Consider the following 17884-nt stretch of genomic DNA (forward strand, 5'->3'; position numbering starts at 1 on the left):
GTGCCGTGCGGGGTCGGCCCGGGGGGCAGGACGCAGCAATCCTTCGGCCGGAATCGACCGGCTGGCAAGTCTTGTCTCAAAGGCGGCGTTGAAATCCAGCTGTAACGTTTCGCCGGAGTGAACCTGCCGAAGAATGCGGACAATGCGGCATTTACCAGGAGATCAAATCGGGAGTAAACGGTCATCTCTGAGAACCGGGGCCCCTGTCCAACAGGTGGATGCTACTCAGCGGTCACCTGTCCGGCGGCGCAAGAAATGCCGTCTGGCGGGCTGGAGGTGTGAGTTCCGTCGATTTGACCGGTGGCGGAGCCGGATATTCTGCGCCGGGGAATCCAGTGATCAAAATGCGTCGGCGTTCAGCCGAAAATGACACGCGAATTGACTTCGATCTTGACTGGTAGTCGTCTCCTGGCCAGGGTAAACCCCGGTTAACCCGCCGGGACTCAGTCAAACGCAGCTGTTCCAGCCATCCGACTCGTCCGAAAAACCACTAGTAGACCGGCGCGCCGGCGCCCGCAGACGGTTTGGAGTGCCATGAACGCGATCACCCGGGACACCTTCGACCAGGAGTTCCGCACCTTCCTGTCGACCTTCGAGCTCGACGTCGACCTGACCACCGTCACGGCCGACGACAACCTCTTCGACCAGGGAGTGCTGGACTCCTTCAGCGTCCTGAAAGTGATCGTCCTCGTGGAGCGGCTGCGCGGCGAACCCGTCGACCTGGAGAACGCCGGGATCGAGTCCTTCGCCTCGATCTCGACCATCTACGAGAGCTTCATCGCCCGCTGATGGGCTGTCACCGCGTCGAGCCCGAGGGGGCGGCATGAGGAGCATCGCGTTTCTCGCCCCCGACTTCCTCGCCAACCCCTGGCCCCGGTACGCCCGCTTCCGCGCCGAGCAGCCGGTCTGGTGGTCCGACGAGATCCGGATGTTCTGCGTCTTCCGCCACCGGGACATCCGCGCCTGCCTCACCGGAGCGGACTACACCGTCGAGTACCCCTTCCGGGTCAGCCGCCAGGTCTTCGGCGAGACCCTGCTCGACCTCGACGGCCCCCGCCACCAGCGGCTGCGCCGCCCGCTCGCCGGGCTGCTGCTCGGACAGCGCGACAACATCGCGTTCCGCGCGGCCGCCGGAGAACGGGCCAGGACCGCCGTGGCGGCGCTCCCGGCGGACACCGTGCTCGACATGGTGGCCGGACCGGCCCGCGCCGTCCCGCTCACCGCGACCGCCACCTTCCTCGGCGTCCCCGCCGAACGGCACGACTGGCTGCTGCACACCGTGGAGTACCTGGTCGGCCATCTGGACGGCAGCAGCGGGGACTTCGGCCGTGCCTCCGCGCTCCGGGCCGAGCTCGAGGAGTACCTGCTCGGGCTGATCACCTCGGGAGCGCCGCCCCGCTCCATGCTCGGCGAGGTGCACGGCTGGGTGCGTGACGGCGAGATCACCGCCCGGGAGGCGGTCGGTCTCGCCACCCTCACCCTCGCCGCGGGCTTCGAGACCTCGACCGGCCTCATCTCCAACACCCTGCACTGCCTGGCCCGTCACCCCGGGCACGCGGCCGCGGCGGCCGCCGACCCCGGCCGGCTGCGGGCGTTCGTCAAGGAGACGCTCCGCTGGGAGCCGCCGCAGCACGACACCGTGCGGTTCGCCCGGCGGGACACCACGCTGGCCGGCGTACCCGTACCGGCGGGCAGCGCGCTCAAACTCATGCTGGCCAGTGGCAACCGGGACGCCGAAGTCTTCGAGCACGCCGAGGAGTTCCGCCCGGAGCGGTCCACCCACGGCTCGCTGACCTTCGGGCACGGCGCCCATTCCTGCCTCGGCACCCACATCGCGCTCGATGTGGCCGAGGCCTTCGTCGGGGCCCTGCTGGCCCGCTTCCCCGGGCTGCGCGCGGTGGACGACCCGCTGCCGCCGATCACCGGCTCGACCTTCCGCAGGCCCCAGGCCCTGCGGATGCGGCTGGGACCCAAAGGAGAGTCATGACTGTTCTCGGAGCACCCGAGGCCGCCGTCGACCGCACCCGGCGACTGGCCGGACTCTGGCGCGCGGCACTCGAGATCGACGCGGACGGCGACACCGCGGGCTCCTTCTTCGAGCTCGGCGGCTACTCGCTGCTCGCGCTCTCCCTCGCCGAGCGGATCGGCCGGGAGTTCGGCGTCGAGGCACCGCGCACCCTGGTGTTCGAGCACGACTCGCTCGACCGTCTCGTGGAGTGGCTGGAGACGGCGGCGGCGGAACCGACCGGGGACGCGCCGCCGACCGCGCCCCCGGCCGGACCCGGCCCCGAAGCGGGACCTGGTCCGGAAGACGCGCGTACCGAGCCCGGGGCCGGCCCATCGGCCGCGGGGAGCGCCCCCGTGCGTTTTCCGCTCAGTCAGCTCCAGCAGGCGTACCTCGTCGGGGAGCACAGCGGGCTGCCCCTCTCCGGGCCCGCCGTCTTCCACGAGGAGTACGACTGCGACCCGTTCGACGTGGCCGCGCTGCGCACCGCGCTGACGGCCCTCGCCGAGCGACACCCCATGCTGCGGGCCCGCTTCCACGAGGACGGCACCCAGAGCGCCGGCCCGGTGGCCGGCGCCTGCCCCGTGGAGTTCCGGGACCTCACGGGACTGTCGCCCGAGGAGGCCGAACAGGCCCTGCGGGCAAGCCTCGCGGAGCTGCGCGCCGAGCGGCCCGCGCCGGAGTCCGGGATCAACCTCCGGCTGCGGGTCCTCGACCTCGGCCCGTTCTACCGCGTCCAGGTGTGGGGCCGCCTGCTGGTCTTCGACGGCCAGTCCGGCACCGTCTTCGCCGACGAACTGCGGACCCTGCTCGACGGCGGGTCCCTTCAGCCGCTGGAGTACGACTACGCCGCCTACCGGCACGCGGTGGAGGCCGAGCGGGGCAGCAGGGCCCACGCCGCGGCCCGCGCGTACTGGACCGAGCGGGCCGGCCGGCTGCCCGCCTCTCCCGTCCTCCCGTCGCGTCCCGGCCGGGGCGGCACGGACGACGGCCCGGTCACCCGCCGCTCGTTCCTGCTGCCCGCCGACGTCTGGGAGTGCTTCGGCGCCCTGGTCCGCGCCCAGGGCCTCACCCCGGCGACCGCCCTCGGCGCCGCCTTCTGCGAGATCCTGGGCCACTGGTCCAAGGACCAGCACTTCGTCCTGAACGTCATGTACGGCGAGCGCCGGCCGTACCACCCGCACGTGGACCGGGTGGTGGGCAACTTCTCCAGCACCCTGCTCCTGGAGCGCGGACCGCGCACGCCCGGCGGTACGTTCGCCGAGCGGGCCGCCGAGCTGCGCGACCGGCTCCACGAGGGCCTGGAGCACGGCATCCTCAGCGGCGTCGAGGTGCTCCGGGAGGCCAACCGCAGCTCCCGCAGGCTCGACGGCGTGGCGGCGGTCGTCTTCGCCCCCGTCCTCGGCCCCGGCACCCGGGGCGGCGTCTTCCTGGAGCGGCTCGGCTGGCGGCGGATCCAGGGCGGCGTCCACACCCCCCAGGTCGCCTTCGACCACCAGGTCTTCGAGCTGGCCACCGGTCTGCTCGTCAACTGGGACACCCTCGACGGCCGCTTCCCCGACGGTCTGGTGGAGGAGATGTTCACCGCCTACCGGGAGCTCCTCACCGAGCTCGCCGCCTCCCCGCAGGCCTGGAAGCGCACCTCCTTCGACCTCACTCCGCCCGGCGGCCCGGCCGCCCGGCGCAGCGCCAACGCCACCCGCGTCCCGCGCGCCCCCGCCACCCTGCACGGGCTGTTCCGCGAGCGGCTCGCCGAGCACCCCGAGCGGCCCGCCGTCCTCGGCGGGGAGCGCACCGTCAGCTACGCCGAACTGGACGCCCACGCCCGGTCCGTGGCCGACGCGCTCGCCGCCGCGGGGCACGCGCCCGGAGAGCCCGTCGGCGTGGTGGCGGCCAGGGACTGGCGGCAGGTGGCCGCGCTGCTCGGCGTCCTCTACCACGGCGGCGCCTACGTCCCGCTCGCCCCCGACTGGCCCGAGCGCCGGCACCGGCAGGTGATCGAGCGGGCCGGACTGCGCACCGTGCTCGCGGCTCCCGGCTTCCTCGCCGACGGCCCCGGCCGGCCCGCCGTCATCGACCTGGCGGCGGCGCTCGTGCCCGCGCCGGGCGACCGGAGCGGAGCGCCGCTCCCCGTGGCGGAGGACCCGGAAGCCCTGGCGTACGTCCTGTTCACCTCGGGCACCACTGGTGTGCCGAAGGGGGTGATGATCCGCCACGAAAGCGCGGCGAACACCCTCAGGGACATCGGCCGGCGGTGTGGCGTCGGCCCCGGCGACCGGCTCCTGATGGTCTCCGAGTACACCTTCGACCTCTCCGTGTACGACGTGTTCGGGGCGCTCGCGGCCGGCGCGGCCGTCATCGCCGCCGATGTCCCCCGGGGCGAGATCGGCGACCTGTACCGCCTCGCGGCCGACCACGGCGCCACGGTCTGGAACAGCGTGCCCGCCTACTTCGGCCTCCTCGCCGACTACGTGCGCAGCGGCGGCCACGCTCCGCTCGGCTCGCTCCGGCACGTGCTCCTCAGCGGGGACTGGGTGCCGCTGAACGTCACGGACGACCTGGCCGTCGTCGCGCCGGGGGCCCGCTGCCTGGCGCTCGGCGGCGCCACCGAGGCGTCCGTCTGGTCCAACGTCCAGGAGGTGCCGCGCGGCGGTGTCCCGGCGGACTGGACCTCCGTCCCCTACGGAAGACCCCTGGAGAACCAGTACTACGCCGTCCTGGACGAGGAGTTCGCCGACCGGCCCGACTGGGTGCCAGGCGAGCTGTACATCGGCGGCCGGGGCCTGGCCGACGGCTATCTGAACGCCCCGGAGACCACCGCGCGGGCGTTCCTCACCCGGCCCGGCACCGGAGAGCGGCTGTACCGCACCGGCGACCGGGGCCGCTACTGGCCGGACGGCACCCTGGAGTTCCTCGGCCGCGAGGACCAGCAGACCAAGGTGAACGGCTTCCGGGTCGAACTCGGCGAGATCGAGACCCACCTCCTCGGCTGCCCCGGCGTCGCCGAGGCGATCGTCCTGGCCCAGCCCTCGGCCGGCGGCAGCGCCCTCGTCGCCCACCTGGTCCCGCGGCCCGGCACCGACGGCGCGGACCTCCCCGCCCTCGCCCGGCGGCACCTGCGGGACACCCTCCCGCCCCAGCTTGTGCCGCGCGGCTACCGGGTGCACTCGCGCTTCCCGCTGACCGGCAACGGCAAGGTCGACCGGGCCGCGCTGGCCGGTGACAGCGCCCCGTACAACACCCCGTACAGCGCCCCGGGCGTCGGCGCGGACACCGCCTCGGGCATCAGCCCGGACACCGGCACCGACCGCCCCGCCGACGGGCGCCCCGCCGTGCTCCCGGCCGCCGCCGGGGCCGGGGCCGTGGTGCTCCGCCTCTGGGCGGAGCTGCTCGGCCCGGCCACCCCCGACTCCGACTTCTTCGACCAGGGCGGCGACTCGCTGACCGCCGCCCGCATGATGAACCGGCTCGAAGCCGAACTCGGCATCCGCCTCCCGCTCACCGCCCTGTACGAGGCCGCCACCCCCGCCGGGCTCACGACGCTCCTCACGGAGGCCGCGCCCGCCGCCGTCCCCTGCCTGAGCAGGCTCTCGGCCGCCGGAGGACCACCCCTCGTCCTGGTCCACCCGGTCGGCGGCGACGTCCTGTGCTACCGCCCGCTGCTGACCCGCCTCACCCGTACGTACACGGTCTGGGGGCTGCGCGCGCCCGGCACCCTCGGCGAGCGCCCCCCGCTCGACTCCGTCGCCGCGCTCGCCCGGGAGTACGCCACCGAGCTGCGCCCGCTGTTCGCCGACGGATCACCGGTGCGGCTGGCCGGTTGGTCCTTCGGCTCGGTCGTCGCCCACGAGACCGCCCGGCTGCTCACCACGGGCGCGGACGCGGTCGCGGCCCGGGCCGACGTCGTGATGCTGGACCCGTGGCTCGCCGACGGCGACACCACGGCCGGAGAGGACGAACTGATCAGGTCCTTCTTCGTCAACCTCTCCGGCGGCCGGGCGGCCGTACCGGCGCGGCCACTCGCCGGGCTCACCGGCGAGGCGGCCCTCGCCCGCGCCCTGGAGCTCGCCACCGCCGCCCACCCGGCGCTCGGCTCGCTGACCGCCGGCAGCCTGCGCACCCTGTACGCCCTCTACCGGGCCCACAGCCAGGCGCTCGCCGGCCATCGGTTCACCCCCCACGGGGCGGTGCGCACCCACGTCCTGGAATCGGAGCAGGGGCTCGGCGGCCCCGCCGGGCGGTACCTGCGACCGCTGAGCCGGGTGCCGGCCGCGCACGCCGGGCCCGGGGCGCCCAGCTTCCTGCACGTCCCCGGCGACCACTTCTCGATCGTCGCCGAGGAGCGGGCCGACCTGGTCGCGGGGCTGATCCTCGGGAGCGTGAGCGACCGGTGAGGGGGTACCACTGTCAGGTCGTCGGCTTCGGCGCCGCGGCCCTCGGCGTCCCGCTCGCGGCCGACCGGGCCGGACGCCTCGGGTGGCTGTCCGACGCCGGACTGTGCTTCCTGGACGCGGCGCCGGACCGGGCGCGGCTGCTGGACTCCCGCTTCCCGTACGCCATCCACTCCAACTCCCGGGCCGGTGACTTCCTCGAAGGGGTGAGGCCGGACGGGGCACTCGGCCCCGCCCTGCGGATGCCGGCCGGCCGCGAACTGTCCCTCTCCGCCGAACAGCCGGTCCCGCTGCGGCTGGTGGGCCGGTTCCTCAACGACGTCTCCACCGTCCTCGAACAGGAGGTGCTCCCGGACCCGGCCGTGCTGCTCGGCGCGCGCGTCGCGGAGCTCCGCCACGACGAGGACGGCGGCTGGACGAGCCTCGGCGCCGACGGCCGGGAACTGGCGACCTCGGCCACGGTCGTCCTGGCCACCGGAGCGTGGGAGGACACCGCCCGTACCGCGCGGGACCTCGACGTGGACCCGGAGCGGGTGGTCGGCTCGGCCGAACTCCTCACCGGATCGCTCGACCGGGCCGCCGGAGTGCTGCGCGGCGGCGGCCGGATCGTCGTGATCGGCGCCTCGCACAGCGGGTTCGCCACGGTGGAACTGCTCCTGGAGAAGCTCGGCCACCGGGTCACGGCCGGGGCCATCACCGTCGTGCACCGCTCGCTGGCCCTGTCGTACGACAGCATGACGCGGGCCCGCGCCGAAGGCTCCCTGCCGGGACAGACCCTGACGGTCTGTCCGGACAGCGGCCGGGTCAACCGCTTCAGCGGACTGCGGGGCCGCAGCCGGCAGATGTGCCAGCGGGTCGTCCGCGGCCTCGAACCCCGGGTGCGGCTCTGCGCGGCCGGCAGTCCGGAGGCCCGGCGGGCGACCGCCGACTCCGCGCTCCTCGTGCACGCCTCCGGCTACCGGACGGCCGAGGTGCCGCTGCGCACGGCCGCCGGCGAGCCGATCCCGGTGCGGGTCCGGCGCGGCACCACGGTCGTGGACGACGGTTGCCGCGTGCTGTCCCGGCACGGCGGCCCGGTCCCCGGGGTGTTCGCCCTCGGTCTCGGCTACCCGCGCACCGGCGACGACGGCGTCGGCCGGGTCGGCATCAACCTCTTCCACGGCACCGACGCGGACCGCGTCGTCATGGGACTGACCAGCGCACGGAACAACGAAAGGGCACCCTCATGGCAAGGGCGATAGGCAACACCCCGGGCTCCAGCGAGGAGCACCAGTGGACGAACAGCCTGGAGCGCGGCCGCGTCCCCGGCCCCCGGCTGCCCCAGCAGACCGTGGTGGACGGGACCGGGCCGAGCACCCGCAGCGTCCACGCGGGGACGTACGTGGACCCGGTCACGGGCGCCGTCGGCACCCCGATCTTCCAGAGCAGCACCTTCGTCTTCTCCGAGGACACCTACAAGGCCTTCGACCAGGGCCACATCCGGGACGTGGCGATCTACGGCCGCTACGGCTCGCCGAACCAGTGGGCCGTCCAGGAGAAGATCGCCGCGCTGGAGAACGGCGAGAGCGCGCTGCTCTTCTCGTCCGGCATGGCGGCCATCACCACCGCCCTGCTCGCCCTGACCAACCACGGCGGACACATCGTCAGCTCCCGTGACGTGTACGGCGGCACGTACAACCTGCTGCGCGAGGACATGCACCAGCTGGGCCGCACCGTGACGTTCGTCGACCCCACGGACATCGCGGAGATCCGGGCGGCGGTCCGCGACGAGACGCAGGTGCTGTTCTTCGAGACCCTGACGAACCCGCTGCTCAAGGCGATCCCGCTGGTCGAGCTCGGCCAACTGGCGGAGGAGCTCGACCTGTTGCTCGTCATCGACAACACCTTCCTCACCCCGCTGTACGTCCGCCCGCTCGAACACGGCGCGCACATCGTCATCCACAGCTGTACGAAGTACCTCAACGGCCACAGCGACGTCACCGCCGGCGTGGCCACCGGACCGCGCAAGTACGTGGACCGGCTGTGGAGCCAGATGCTGAAGTTCGGCGGCTCCCTCGACGCGATGATGTGCTTCCTCCTCGAGCGCGGCCTGAAGACCCTGGTGCCCAGGATGCGGGCGCACTCCGAGAACGCCGCCGCCGTCGCCGCGTTCCTCGCCCAGCACCCCGCCGTGCGCCGGGTCCACCACCCCTCGCTGCCCGACTACCCCTACAAGGACCTGTTCGCCTACAGCCCCGACGCCTGGGGCGGCATGGTCAGCTTCGAGGTGGTCTCCGGGGACGAGGGCGCCCTGCGGCTCCTCGACCGGCTCCGGGTGCCCGTGGTGGCCACCAGCCTCGGCGGCGTGGAGTCCCTCGTCAGCCTGCCGTTCAACACCTCCCACAGCGTCCTGACCGAGCGTCAGCGCCGGGAGGTGGGCATCGAGCCCGGTCTCGTCCGGTTCTCCGTCGGCATCGAGGACGCCGCCGACCTGATCGCCGACCTGGACCAGGCACTGACCGGTCTGTGACCACCCCCACCACCCCCGCAGCGACGGCGACCAGGAGACCAGCATGCGCAACGGACTGAACATCAGCGGAGTGTCGGAACTCATCCACGAGATCCGGGAGAAGCCCGCGGAGGCACTGATCGACTTCCGGGTCACCGGGCACCCGGCCCGGGACGGTGTCGCCACCCACGTACGCACCGCCCGGCACGGCTCCGTCCGGATGGCCCGCGGCTTCCGCGTCGACCAGCTCTCCCACCGTACGCGGGCCGACGACCCGGCGGTCCCCGCCGCCGGCCGGCTCGACCCGCTCACCAGCCCGTACGAGTCCGCGCTCGCCGCCCTCGGCGCCTGCGCGCTGATCACCCACATCAACGGCTTCACCGGGCGCGGCGTGGCCCTCGACGAGGTCGAGCTGACCGCCCGGGCCGAACTGCCCCTCGACGCCTCGGGACAGCCCGCCGCCGGGGCCGGCCTCACCGGCCTCGCCTGGCGCTGCACCGTGACCTGCGGCGCCGCCGACGACGTGGTCCAGGGCGTCAACCGCCTGGTCACCGCGTTCAGTCCGAACCACCGGGTCTTCCTCGACGAGGCCGACCTCACCCTCCGGGCGCTCGTCACCCGCGGCGACGGCAGCCAGGAGATCCTCACCCTGCCCCACACCCCGGCCCCCGCCCCGGAGGGCGCCCCCGCCGGCCGGGCGCTGTTCGAGGTCCACCTGCGCTGGGAGTACGGCACCGAGGTCCACGCCCGCACCTCCCTGGAGCACGACGGGACCCGCCGCGAGGCCACCTCGGTCCTCGTCGTCGACCAGTCCAAGCAGATGCTCGGCATCGGCAAGGGCCCCAACCCGCAGGAACTGCTCCTCTCCGCCGTCTGCGGCGAACTCCTCGGCCTCGTCCGCGAGGAGACCGGCGCCACGGGCACGCCGATCGACGAGCTGCACGTCAGCAGCGGCGGCCGGCTCGACATCCGCGGCATGCAGAACGTGCTCCGCGAGGTCCCCAGCCGCTTCCACGACCTCGGCTTCGACCTGGCCCTCACGAGCGACGCCGACGCGGCCGAGCTGACCGCCGTCCTCACCGCGGCCCTGAACCGCTCCGTGCTCCTGGCCACCCTCGCCCGCCCCAACTCCGTCGCCGTCGAACTGGGCCGCCCCGGCGCGCCCGACACCAGCTACCTCAGCAGCAGCGAGGCGGCCGAGGCCTTCCGCGACGAACTGTCCCGCCAGCAGCAGGAGGCCGCCCGCGCGGCGGAGGCCGCGGCCTCCGGCTCCGCGTGAGACCCGGCGGACCGGCGCCGGACCCCGCCCTCTTCCACACCTACCTGCTGAGCGCCGCCCGGCACACCCCGGACGCGCCCGCCCTCGTCTGCCGCGACCAGGAGTGGAGCCACGGCCTGCTCGCCGAGCGGGTGGCGGCCCTCGCCGACACCCTGCACGCGCACGGACTGCGGGCCGGCGAGCGGATCGCGCTGGAGTTCAGCCCCTGCCCCGAGGCCGTGGCCCTGCAGATCGCCGCGGCCTCCCTCGGCCTGGTCTTCGTCCCCGTCGGCCCGGACCTCCCGGCCGAACGCAAGGCCAACATCCTGCGCAGGACCACGCCCCGCGCGCACGTCACCCCGCCCGGCCGCACCCCGCCGCAGGCCCCCGGCAGGGCCACCGGGACGCTCGGCCCGGACGGCCGGCTGGAGCTGACCGGCGCCGGCCGGGCCCCGGGGGAGCGGCACACCCCGGCGCCGTCCGACCCGCTGTACATCATCTTCACCTCGGGCTCCACCGGCGAACCCAAGGGCATCGTGATGAGCCACGGCGCCGTCGTCTCGTTCTACCGGGGCTTCAGCGGCTTCGGCGTACGGCCCGGAGTCCGCCTGGGCAGCACCTCGCCCCTCCAGTTCGACTTCTCGCTGCTCGACCTCGGCCTCGCCCTCGGCGCCGGCGGCTGCCTCGTCCAGGTCCCCGCCCTGCTCCTCCAGCAGCCCCAGGGGCTCGTCCGGCACCTGCGGCACCACGGGGTCGAGCAGATGAACGGGGTGCCGTCCATCTGGCGCGGCGTCCTGGACGCCGGGGCCGCGGACCTGCTCGCCGACACCCCGCTCGACACCATCCTGTACGCCGGGGAGGGCTTCCCCCTGCACGGTCTCCAGGAACTGCGCCGCGCCCTGCCCGCGGCCCGGATCGTCAACGGCTTCGGCCACTCCGAGTCGATCGCCTGCGCGTGGAAGGTGCTCCCCGGCGAGATCCCCCACCGCGAAGGCCGGGTGCCCTTCGGCAGCCGCGCCATCGACGGCATGCGGATGTACCTCGTCCGCCCCGACGGCACACCGGAGGACCGGCCGGGGGAGGTCGCCGAGCTGTACGTGGAGGGCGACGCGCTCTTCGACGGCTACTGGCAGGACCCGGAGACCACCGGGGCGGCCCTCGTGCCGAGCCCGCTGGGCACCGGCCGCCGCGCCTTCCGCTCCGGAGACCTCGCCTCCCGGGACGAGCGGGGGGAGTTCTACTTCCACGCCCGCAAGGACAGCCAGGTGAAGATCCGCGGCAACCGCGTCGAGCTGGAGGAGATCGACGCCTGCCTGCTCGGCCACCCCGCCGTCGACCTCTCGGCGACCATCGTCAGCGGGACCGGCGGGTCGATCGTGACCTTCGTCCGCCCCAGCGCCCCGGCGCCCGGCGGGCTCGCCGACGAACTGCGCCGGCACGCCGTCCGGCACCTGCCCCGGTACATGGTGCCCAGCCGGTTCCGCATCGTCGACGAGATCCCCCTGACCAGCAACGGAAAGACGGACCGCCACGAGATGGCACGACGTTGGGAGGGCAGATGACCGCCGTCCACCTGAGCGGACTCAGCCGCCGGCACGGCCGCTGGCACGACCTGGACGCACTCGTCGACGCCGGGGCGGCCGACGCCGCCGCCGTCACCCGGCTGCGCCGCGGCGGCCTCGCCCGCTACGCGGTCCACGACGGCCCGGCCACCGGCCTCTACGCCGACTGCCTCGGCGAGACCCTGGACCGCACCGGACTCGCGCCCTCCGCCGTCGACGGGGTGCTGTTCTTCTCGTCCACCTTCTCCGCGTACGAGGACCACGCCGACCTCGCCGCGCTCTGCGCCCGGTTCGGCATCCGCGACGCCTTCCCGCTCGGCATGTACCTCGGCCAGTGCACCAACTTCTCCTCGGCGCTCACCGTCGCCCAGGGACTCGCCGCCACCCAGGACCTCGACAACGTGCTGCTGATCGGCGTCGACGTGCTCGACGACCGGCGGGCCGCTCGCGTCCTGCCGGGCGAGGTGTCCGTCTTCAGCGACACCGCCGTCTGCTGCCTGGTCTCCCGCGCGCGGACCGACGGCTACCTGGTCGAGCGGGTCGAACACCGCTACCGGCCGGAACTGCACGCCCTCCACCCGCAGCGCGACCTGCTGCCCTACATCGACGGCTTCACGGGCGCCCTCGCCGGAGTCGTCGAGGGGCTCACCAAGGCGACCGGCCGGGCCCCCGACGCGTACGCCAAGCTGGTCCTGGCCAACCACGCCCGGCCCGTCCTCCGCAACTTCGCCGCCACCCTCGGCATCCCCTTCGACCGGGTGCCGACCGAGGGCATCGGCACGCTCGGACACTGCTTCGCCTACGACCAGCTGATCACCCTCGGCGACCTCGCCGAGCAGGGCGGCACCACGCCCGGCGACGCCGTCCTCGCCATCGGCGTGGGCGCCAACTACCTCTACAGCGCCACCTCCTTCGTCCGCTGCGAGGCCTGAATGACCCGCTCCCCCTCCCGCGCCGAACCCGGCATCGGTCTCGGCGGGCTCGGCTACGCCGTCGGCGACTCCGTCCCCCTCGACAAGGCCGTACCGGAGGACACCCCCGCCGACCTGCTCGACCGGCTGCGCGCCCACGGCTTCGTCAACTGCTCGGTCGCCCAGGAGACCCCGGCCGCGCTCGCGGCCCGCTCGGTCGCCGAGTCGCTCGCCGTCTCCGGCGCCGACCCGGCCCGGGTCGACGCCGTGCTCTACGGCACGTGCAGCTACTGGGGCGAGGGCCGGCCCCCGCCGGGCGACCCGGCGGAGCTGACCGGCACGATCGCCCGTACCGTCCTCGAACCCCTCGGCCTCGGCCACGCGGCGCTGACCCTGGTCTGGCTCGCCGAGTCCGGCAACACCGGCTCGGTCCTCCGGCTCGCGCGGGCCCTGGTCGCCGCCGGGGTCCACCGCACCGTGCTGTGCGTCAGCAGCGACGCCGTCCCGCCGCTGCCCGGCGAGTACCGGGCGATGCCCAACGCGGTCACCGTCAACGGCGACGCCGCCGCCTCCTGCCTGGTCTCCTCCGCACTGCCGGGGGAGTTCCGCCTCGACACCACCGTCCAGCAGTCGAGCGCCGCCATGCGCGGCCTCGCCAAAGGGCAGGGGCTGCGCAAGCACCTGGAGATCGTCAAGGGCGTCCGGGCCTGCCGCGCCGCCCTCGACACGCCCCGGGACGGGTTCGCCTGGCTGCTCTCCAACCACTACTCGGACCAGGTCCTGACCGAGTTCGCCGCCCTGGCGGACGTGCCCCGGGACCGGCTGTTCACCGCCAACACCGCCCGCCTCGGGCACTGCTTCGCGGCCGACACGCTCATCGACCTCGCCGATCTGCACCGCGCGGGGCGGATCGGGCCGGGGGAGGCCGTCCTGATGCTCACCACGGGCCCGTCCACCTGGGGCCTGACCGCGGTCAGCGCCCGCTGAACCGCTTAGCCGCAGAGCCCGTGAAGTCTTCCCGTACCGACAGGAGTTCACCGCCCATGGAGATCACGCCGGAGTTCCTCCGCGACCCCTACCCCGTGTACCAGCGGATGCGGGAGACCGGCCGAATGCACCTGAGCTCGGCCAACACCGGGCGCACCTGGTTCCTTCCGCACCACGCCGACATCCGTACCGCGCTGCGCGACGAACGGTTCTCCGCGTCCCGCAAGGCCGGCGGGTTCGTCAACCAGTTCCCGGCCGAGGTGCGCCCCGAGTTCGCCCGCTTCAACGAGGCCATCAGCCGCTGGATCGTGCTGCACGACCAGCCCGAGCACCGCCAGCTGCGCCAGCTGATGCAGCAGGGCTTCACCCGCCGGCTCATCACCACCATGGAGCCCAAGATCCAGCGGGTCTGCGACGACCTGATCGACGCCTTCGTCAAACGCGGCAGCACCGAGTTCATGACGGAGTACGCACACCCCTTCCCCGCCAAGGTGATCGCCGAGATGCTCGGCGTGAACCCGGAGGACTACCCGGCCTTCGTCGTCTGGTCCGAGGACCTGCTCAACTTCGCCGGCTCGCTGCGCCCCACCCTGGAGATGTTCCGGGCCGCGCAGGACGGGCTCCTCGCGATGATGGACTACTTCGCCCGACTCCTGCCCGAGCGGCGGGAGAACCCCGGCGACGACCTGGTCAGCCTGCTGCTCAGCGCCGAGAGCGAGGGCGAGTGGATGACCGCCGAGCAGGTCCTGGCGAACTGCACCCAGATCATCGTCGCCGGACACGAGACCACCCGCAACCTCGTGGCCAACGGCGTCGAACTCCTCCTCCGCTACCCGGAGCAGCGCGCCCTCCTGGAATCCCGCCCGGAGCTGATGCCGAGCGCGGTCCGCGAGATCATGCGCTTCGAGAGCCCGCTCCAGTTCATCCGGCGGGTGGCCCGCGAGGACTTCGAGTTCGGCGGCGCCGAGGTGCGCGAGGGCGACGGGCTCGTCCTGATGCTGGGCTCGGCGAACCGCGACCCCGAGGCCTTCGACGACCCCGACACCTTCGACCTCACCCGCAACCCCACGGGCCATCTCGCCTTCGGGTGGGGCCCGCACGTCTGCGTCGGCGCCGCCCTGGCCGAGCTCGAGGGCCAGGTGTCCTTCCGGACCCTGCTCGACCGCCTCCCCGGCCTGGAACTCCGGACGCACGAGCCCGAGCGCATCCCCAACCCGATGCTGAGGGGCTTCGCCTCCCTCGACCTGGGCTTCCGGGAATCCGCCGGATGAGCGCCACGGGACCCGCGCACCCGGAACCCCGGCCGCCGGGCGACGGCCCCTTCGCCCGGGCCGCCTCGGCGGCCGCCGACGCGCTGAGCGACGCGGGAATCGCGCCGGCCGACGTCGAGCTGCTGCTCGTCGCGACCGACGCGTTCCCCGCCTACGACGCGCACCCCTCCGGCGGGCACGCCCTCCTCGACGGGGCGTTCAACGCCGCCGTCCTGCGGGAGTTCGACGAGCGGACGGGCCTCACGCACGCCGTGCCGATCGGCCTCACGGTGGCCGCCGGAGCCCCCGCCGACACGCCCGTCCGGTACGCCGAGGCGCTGCTCCGCGCCGAGTCCCGGCGGACCGCGCTGGTCGTCACGGTCCGGGGACCGTCAGCCGTCGACGCGCGGGTCCTCGTCCGCTGACCGGGGCCCGCCGGCCGGAGCGAGCGCGGCGGCGGGCTCCGCCTCCCCGGCGGCGGGGCCGAGACCGCGCATGCCGAGGTGGCAGCAGACGGCGGACCCCACACCGGCGGCGGCGCACATCAGCCACACGCCGCCGCCGTAGTGGCGCCAGACGGCCTCGCCGAGGACCGTCCCCAGCGCCGAACCGAGCCCGAACACGGCCTGGGAGGTGCCGATGTACCGGCCCTTCACCCGCAGCGGGGCCGTCGCCGGGTAGGCGAACATCGTCGGCCCGTTGGTCATGAGACCGCTGACGAAGACCACCGTGCACAGCAGGACGACGACCGTCGACCCCGAGGCCAGGCCGTACCCGGCCATGCCGAGCGTCATGAGCACCGTCCCGGCGGCGGCGACCCGGTGGGCAGGCCACCCCTTCACCCGGGCGGTGACCGCCAGCTCGCAGGTGATCAGGACCGTCGAGGAGAGGGTGAGGGCGATGCTGTACGTGGAGGTCAGCCCGGCGGCGTCGAGCTCCAGCGGAAGGGCGACCGTGTACTGCACGTAGACGATCGCCATCAGGGCCATCGCCGCCAGATAGAGGACGAACCGGATATCGCGGACCATGCCGCCGTAGACGGAGCGCGACGCCCCGGCGCCCGGGTCCTCCGGGGCGTCCGCGGCGGGCCGCGGGCCGGCCGTGGAGCGGGTCCGCCGCGGCAGCACGGCCAGGGCGAGGAGCGCGTACAGCAGCGCCGTCGCCCCGTCGAACCAGAACAGCAGGTCCCAGTCGACCGTGATCAGCCAGAAGGCGATCAGCGGCCCGAGCGCGGCACCGACGTTGATGGCGATGCGGAACATGGAGAACGCCATCACCCGGTGCTCGTCCGGCATCAGATCGCTCAGCATGGTCGAGGCGGCCGGCCGGTACGCCTGGGTGATGGCACCCGTCAGGGCCGTCACGGCGATCAGCACGGGACCCTGGCCCGGCCGGCTCAGCAGCGGCACACAGCTCACCAGGAGCGCCGAGCCGGCCATCGACGCGGCGATGGTGGTGCGCGCGCCGAGCCGGTGGGTCAGCTCCCCGCCCGCCAGCGTCCCCACCACCGCGCCCAGGCTGTACGCGCCGAGGGCGATACCGGCCAGCGACGCCCCCAGGCCCTTGTGCACCAGATAGAGCACCAGGAACGTCTGGAGGAAGGCCCCCATCTGGTTGAGCAGGGCGCCACCGAGGAGGTAGCGGGCCGCCAACGGCGCGGCCCTCAGGGCCGGGAGGACCTTGGGGCCCTTCTCGTCCGGCGCGGACATGGGCTTCCTGCCTTTCACGTACGCAAGGAGGCGTCGGGCCTCAGCGGGAGGGACGTACCTTGACTTCGACGAGGCCGAGCGCCTCCTCCGCCAGCCGGCCGGCCTCGGCGGCCGTGGGCGCGACGGCCATGGCGACCCCGACGCGGTCCCACGAGCTGCGCACCTCACGGGTCTCGTCGCCGGGGGCCACGGTGACCCGGCAGAGGACGACCCCCGGCAGCGCGGCGGCCTCCTCGACGCCGTGGACGCTCTCGACCACTCCGGCGTCCACGCTCAGGAACCGGATGGCGACGGCTTGTTCGGCACGGTCGGGGAAGGGGCCGACGGCGCTCTCGCCCAGCATCAGGGACCAGAAGCCGCGGACGAACGCCGTGCGGTACGCCCGCTCGATCGCGTCCATGATGCCGTCGCCCGCCCACCGTCCGGCGCACTCCACCAGATAGGGCGTGCCGTCCCTGACGATCCACTCGCAGTGCACGATGCCGGTGCCGAATCCGACGGCCCGCAGCACGCGTGCGGTCCGCTCGCGGAGCAGGGCCGCCAGCGCGTCCGGGACGTCGGCGGGGACCACATGGCCGATCTCCACCGGCCGCGGCCCCGGGAAGAGGCTCTTGGCCGTGACGTTCCCGAAGACCGGGAGGCCGTCGTCGACCAGCAGCTCCACGCTGTACTCGCTGCCGCTGACGTACTCCTCGACCAGCATGCGCAGCGGGACCGGGCGGTCGGGGACGTACACGCCCTCGTCCTGGCGGAGGCACTCCTCCCAGGCCGCCTCGATCTCCGCGGGGGAGTGCAGGACCCTGGTCCCCACGGAGGCCTGCCGGTTGGCGGGCTTGAGGATCACCGGACCGGGGTGGCCGGCCATGAACGCGCCGACCTCCGCCGGGCCCTCGACCTCGGTCGAGGCGGGATTGGCGACACCGGCCGCCCGGGTCACCTTGCGCAGCAGCGCCTTGTCCCGGAAGAGCTGGACCGCCCCGAGTCCGGCGCCGGGCAGCCCGTACCGCTCGGCGAGCCGGGCCGCGAACGGGGTGCCGTACTCCTGGATGGCGGCCACCGCGGCGGGCTCCAGGTCGCCGTGCAGGGCGAAGAACTCGTCGGCGGCGCCGGCGGTCTGGTACTCCCACTCGACGAGTTCCCCGACCACCGGCACGCCGGCCGTCGCGGCCCGCACGTCGCGCTTGCGGATCACGTCCGGTTCCTCGATCAGGATCACCGAACCGTCCGGCCGGAATTCCGCCAGCGACTCCAGCGCCGCCGGCACGAAGCCGATGACGATCACGGGACGCTCCGACACGACCTTCCCCCCTCACCCATCCGCGC

At 73.8% G+C, this 17884-nt stretch carries 13 protein-coding genes; 11 read left to right on the plus strand and 2 right to left on the minus strand.

The window, feature by feature from the left end; translation table 11 throughout:
• Positions 1 to 534 precede the first annotated feature (534 nt).
• From DEJ43_RS31040 to DEJ43_RS31090, 11 genes are read left to right on the plus strand one after another with little or no spacing between them, the layout of a single operon-like run.
• A complete protein-coding gene (locus DEJ43_RS31040; protein WP_015037381.1) occupies positions 535 to 789 on the plus strand; it encodes a phosphopantetheine-binding protein in 255 nt (84 codons plus the stop codon).
• Positions 790 to 823: 34 nt separating this feature from the next.
• Positions 824 to 1987 (plus strand): cytochrome P450, encoded by a 1164-nt coding sequence (locus DEJ43_RS31045; protein WP_015037382.1) that lies wholly within the window; start codon positions 824 to 826, stop codon positions 1985 to 1987.
• Positions 1984 to 6399 (plus strand): non-ribosomal peptide synthetase, encoded by a 4416-nt coding sequence (locus DEJ43_RS31050; RefSeq protein ID WP_015037383.1) that lies wholly within the window; start codon positions 1984 to 1986, stop codon positions 6397 to 6399. Before DEJ43_RS31045 ends, DEJ43_RS31050 begins: the two co-directional genes overlap by 4 nt.
• Positions 6396 to 7637 (plus strand): NAD(P)/FAD-dependent oxidoreductase, encoded by a 1242-nt coding sequence (locus tag DEJ43_RS31055; protein WP_015037384.1) that lies wholly within the window; start codon positions 6396 to 6398, stop codon positions 7635 to 7637. The genes DEJ43_RS31050 and DEJ43_RS31055 overlap by 4 nt, the downstream gene beginning before the upstream one ends.
• On the plus strand, positions 7622 to 8905 hold the full coding sequence (locus DEJ43_RS31060; RefSeq protein ID WP_015037385.1) for a trans-sulfuration enzyme family protein: 1284 nt from the start codon (positions 7622 to 7624) through the stop codon (positions 8903 to 8905). Before DEJ43_RS31055 ends, DEJ43_RS31060 begins: the two co-directional genes overlap by 16 nt.
• Positions 8906 to 8948: 43 nt before the next feature.
• The gene (locus tag DEJ43_RS31065; protein WP_015037386.1) at positions 8949 to 10163 is read left to right on the plus strand and encodes an OsmC family protein; all 1215 of its coding nucleotides are present in this window, start codon (positions 8949 to 8951) and stop codon (positions 10161 to 10163) included.
• Positions 10160 to 11704, plus strand: a complete 1545-nt coding sequence (locus DEJ43_RS31070) for an AMP-binding protein (RefSeq protein ID WP_015037387.1) — start codon at positions 10160 to 10162, stop codon at positions 11702 to 11704. The genes DEJ43_RS31065 and DEJ43_RS31070 overlap by 4 nt, the downstream gene beginning before the upstream one ends.
• Positions 11701 to 12636 carry a 3-oxoacyl-[acyl-carrier-protein] synthase III C-terminal domain-containing protein gene (locus DEJ43_RS31075; RefSeq protein WP_015037388.1) on the plus strand — a complete coding sequence of 312 codons (936 nt, stop codon included), beginning with the start codon at positions 11701 to 11703 and terminating at the stop codon, positions 12634 to 12636. The genes DEJ43_RS31070 and DEJ43_RS31075 overlap by 4 nt, the downstream gene beginning before the upstream one ends.
• On the plus strand, positions 12637 to 13602 hold the full coding sequence (locus tag DEJ43_RS31080; protein ID WP_015037389.1) for a 3-oxoacyl-[acyl-carrier-protein] synthase III C-terminal domain-containing protein: 966 nt from the start codon (positions 12637 to 12639) through the stop codon (positions 13600 to 13602). It abuts the gene before it with no gap.
• A gap of 56 nt (positions 13603 to 13658) precedes the next feature.
• The gene (locus tag DEJ43_RS31085) at positions 13659 to 14873 is read left to right on the plus strand and encodes a cytochrome P450 (protein ID WP_015037390.1); all 1215 of its coding nucleotides are present in this window, start codon (positions 13659 to 13661) and stop codon (positions 14871 to 14873) included.
• Positions 14870 to 15277: a hypothetical protein gene (locus DEJ43_RS31090; RefSeq protein WP_015037391.1), complete on the plus strand. Its 408-nt coding sequence runs from the start codon at positions 14870 to 14872 to the stop codon at positions 15275 to 15277. Before DEJ43_RS31085 ends, DEJ43_RS31090 begins: the two co-directional genes overlap by 4 nt.
• On the opposite strand, the gene DEJ43_RS31095 is transcribed toward DEJ43_RS31090, so the two are convergent.
• Positions 15245 to 16561 (minus strand): MFS transporter, encoded by a 1317-nt coding sequence (locus DEJ43_RS31095; protein ID WP_015037392.1) that lies wholly within the window; start codon positions 16559 to 16561, stop codon positions 15245 to 15247. The two genes, DEJ43_RS31090 and DEJ43_RS31095, sit on opposite strands and share 33 nt — an antisense overlap.
• 40 nt (positions 16562 to 16601) lie before the next feature.
• Positions 16602 to 17858: an ATP-grasp domain-containing protein gene (locus DEJ43_RS31100; protein WP_015037393.1), complete on the minus strand. Its 1257-nt coding sequence runs from the start codon at positions 17856 to 17858 to the stop codon at positions 16602 to 16604.
• Between the last annotated feature and the right edge of the window lie 26 nt (positions 17859 to 17884).

It is taken from the genome of Streptomyces venezuelae ATCC 10712, assembly GCF_008639165.1.
GTDB lineage: Bacteria > Actinomycetota > Actinomycetes > Streptomycetales > Streptomycetaceae > Streptomyces > Streptomyces venezuelae.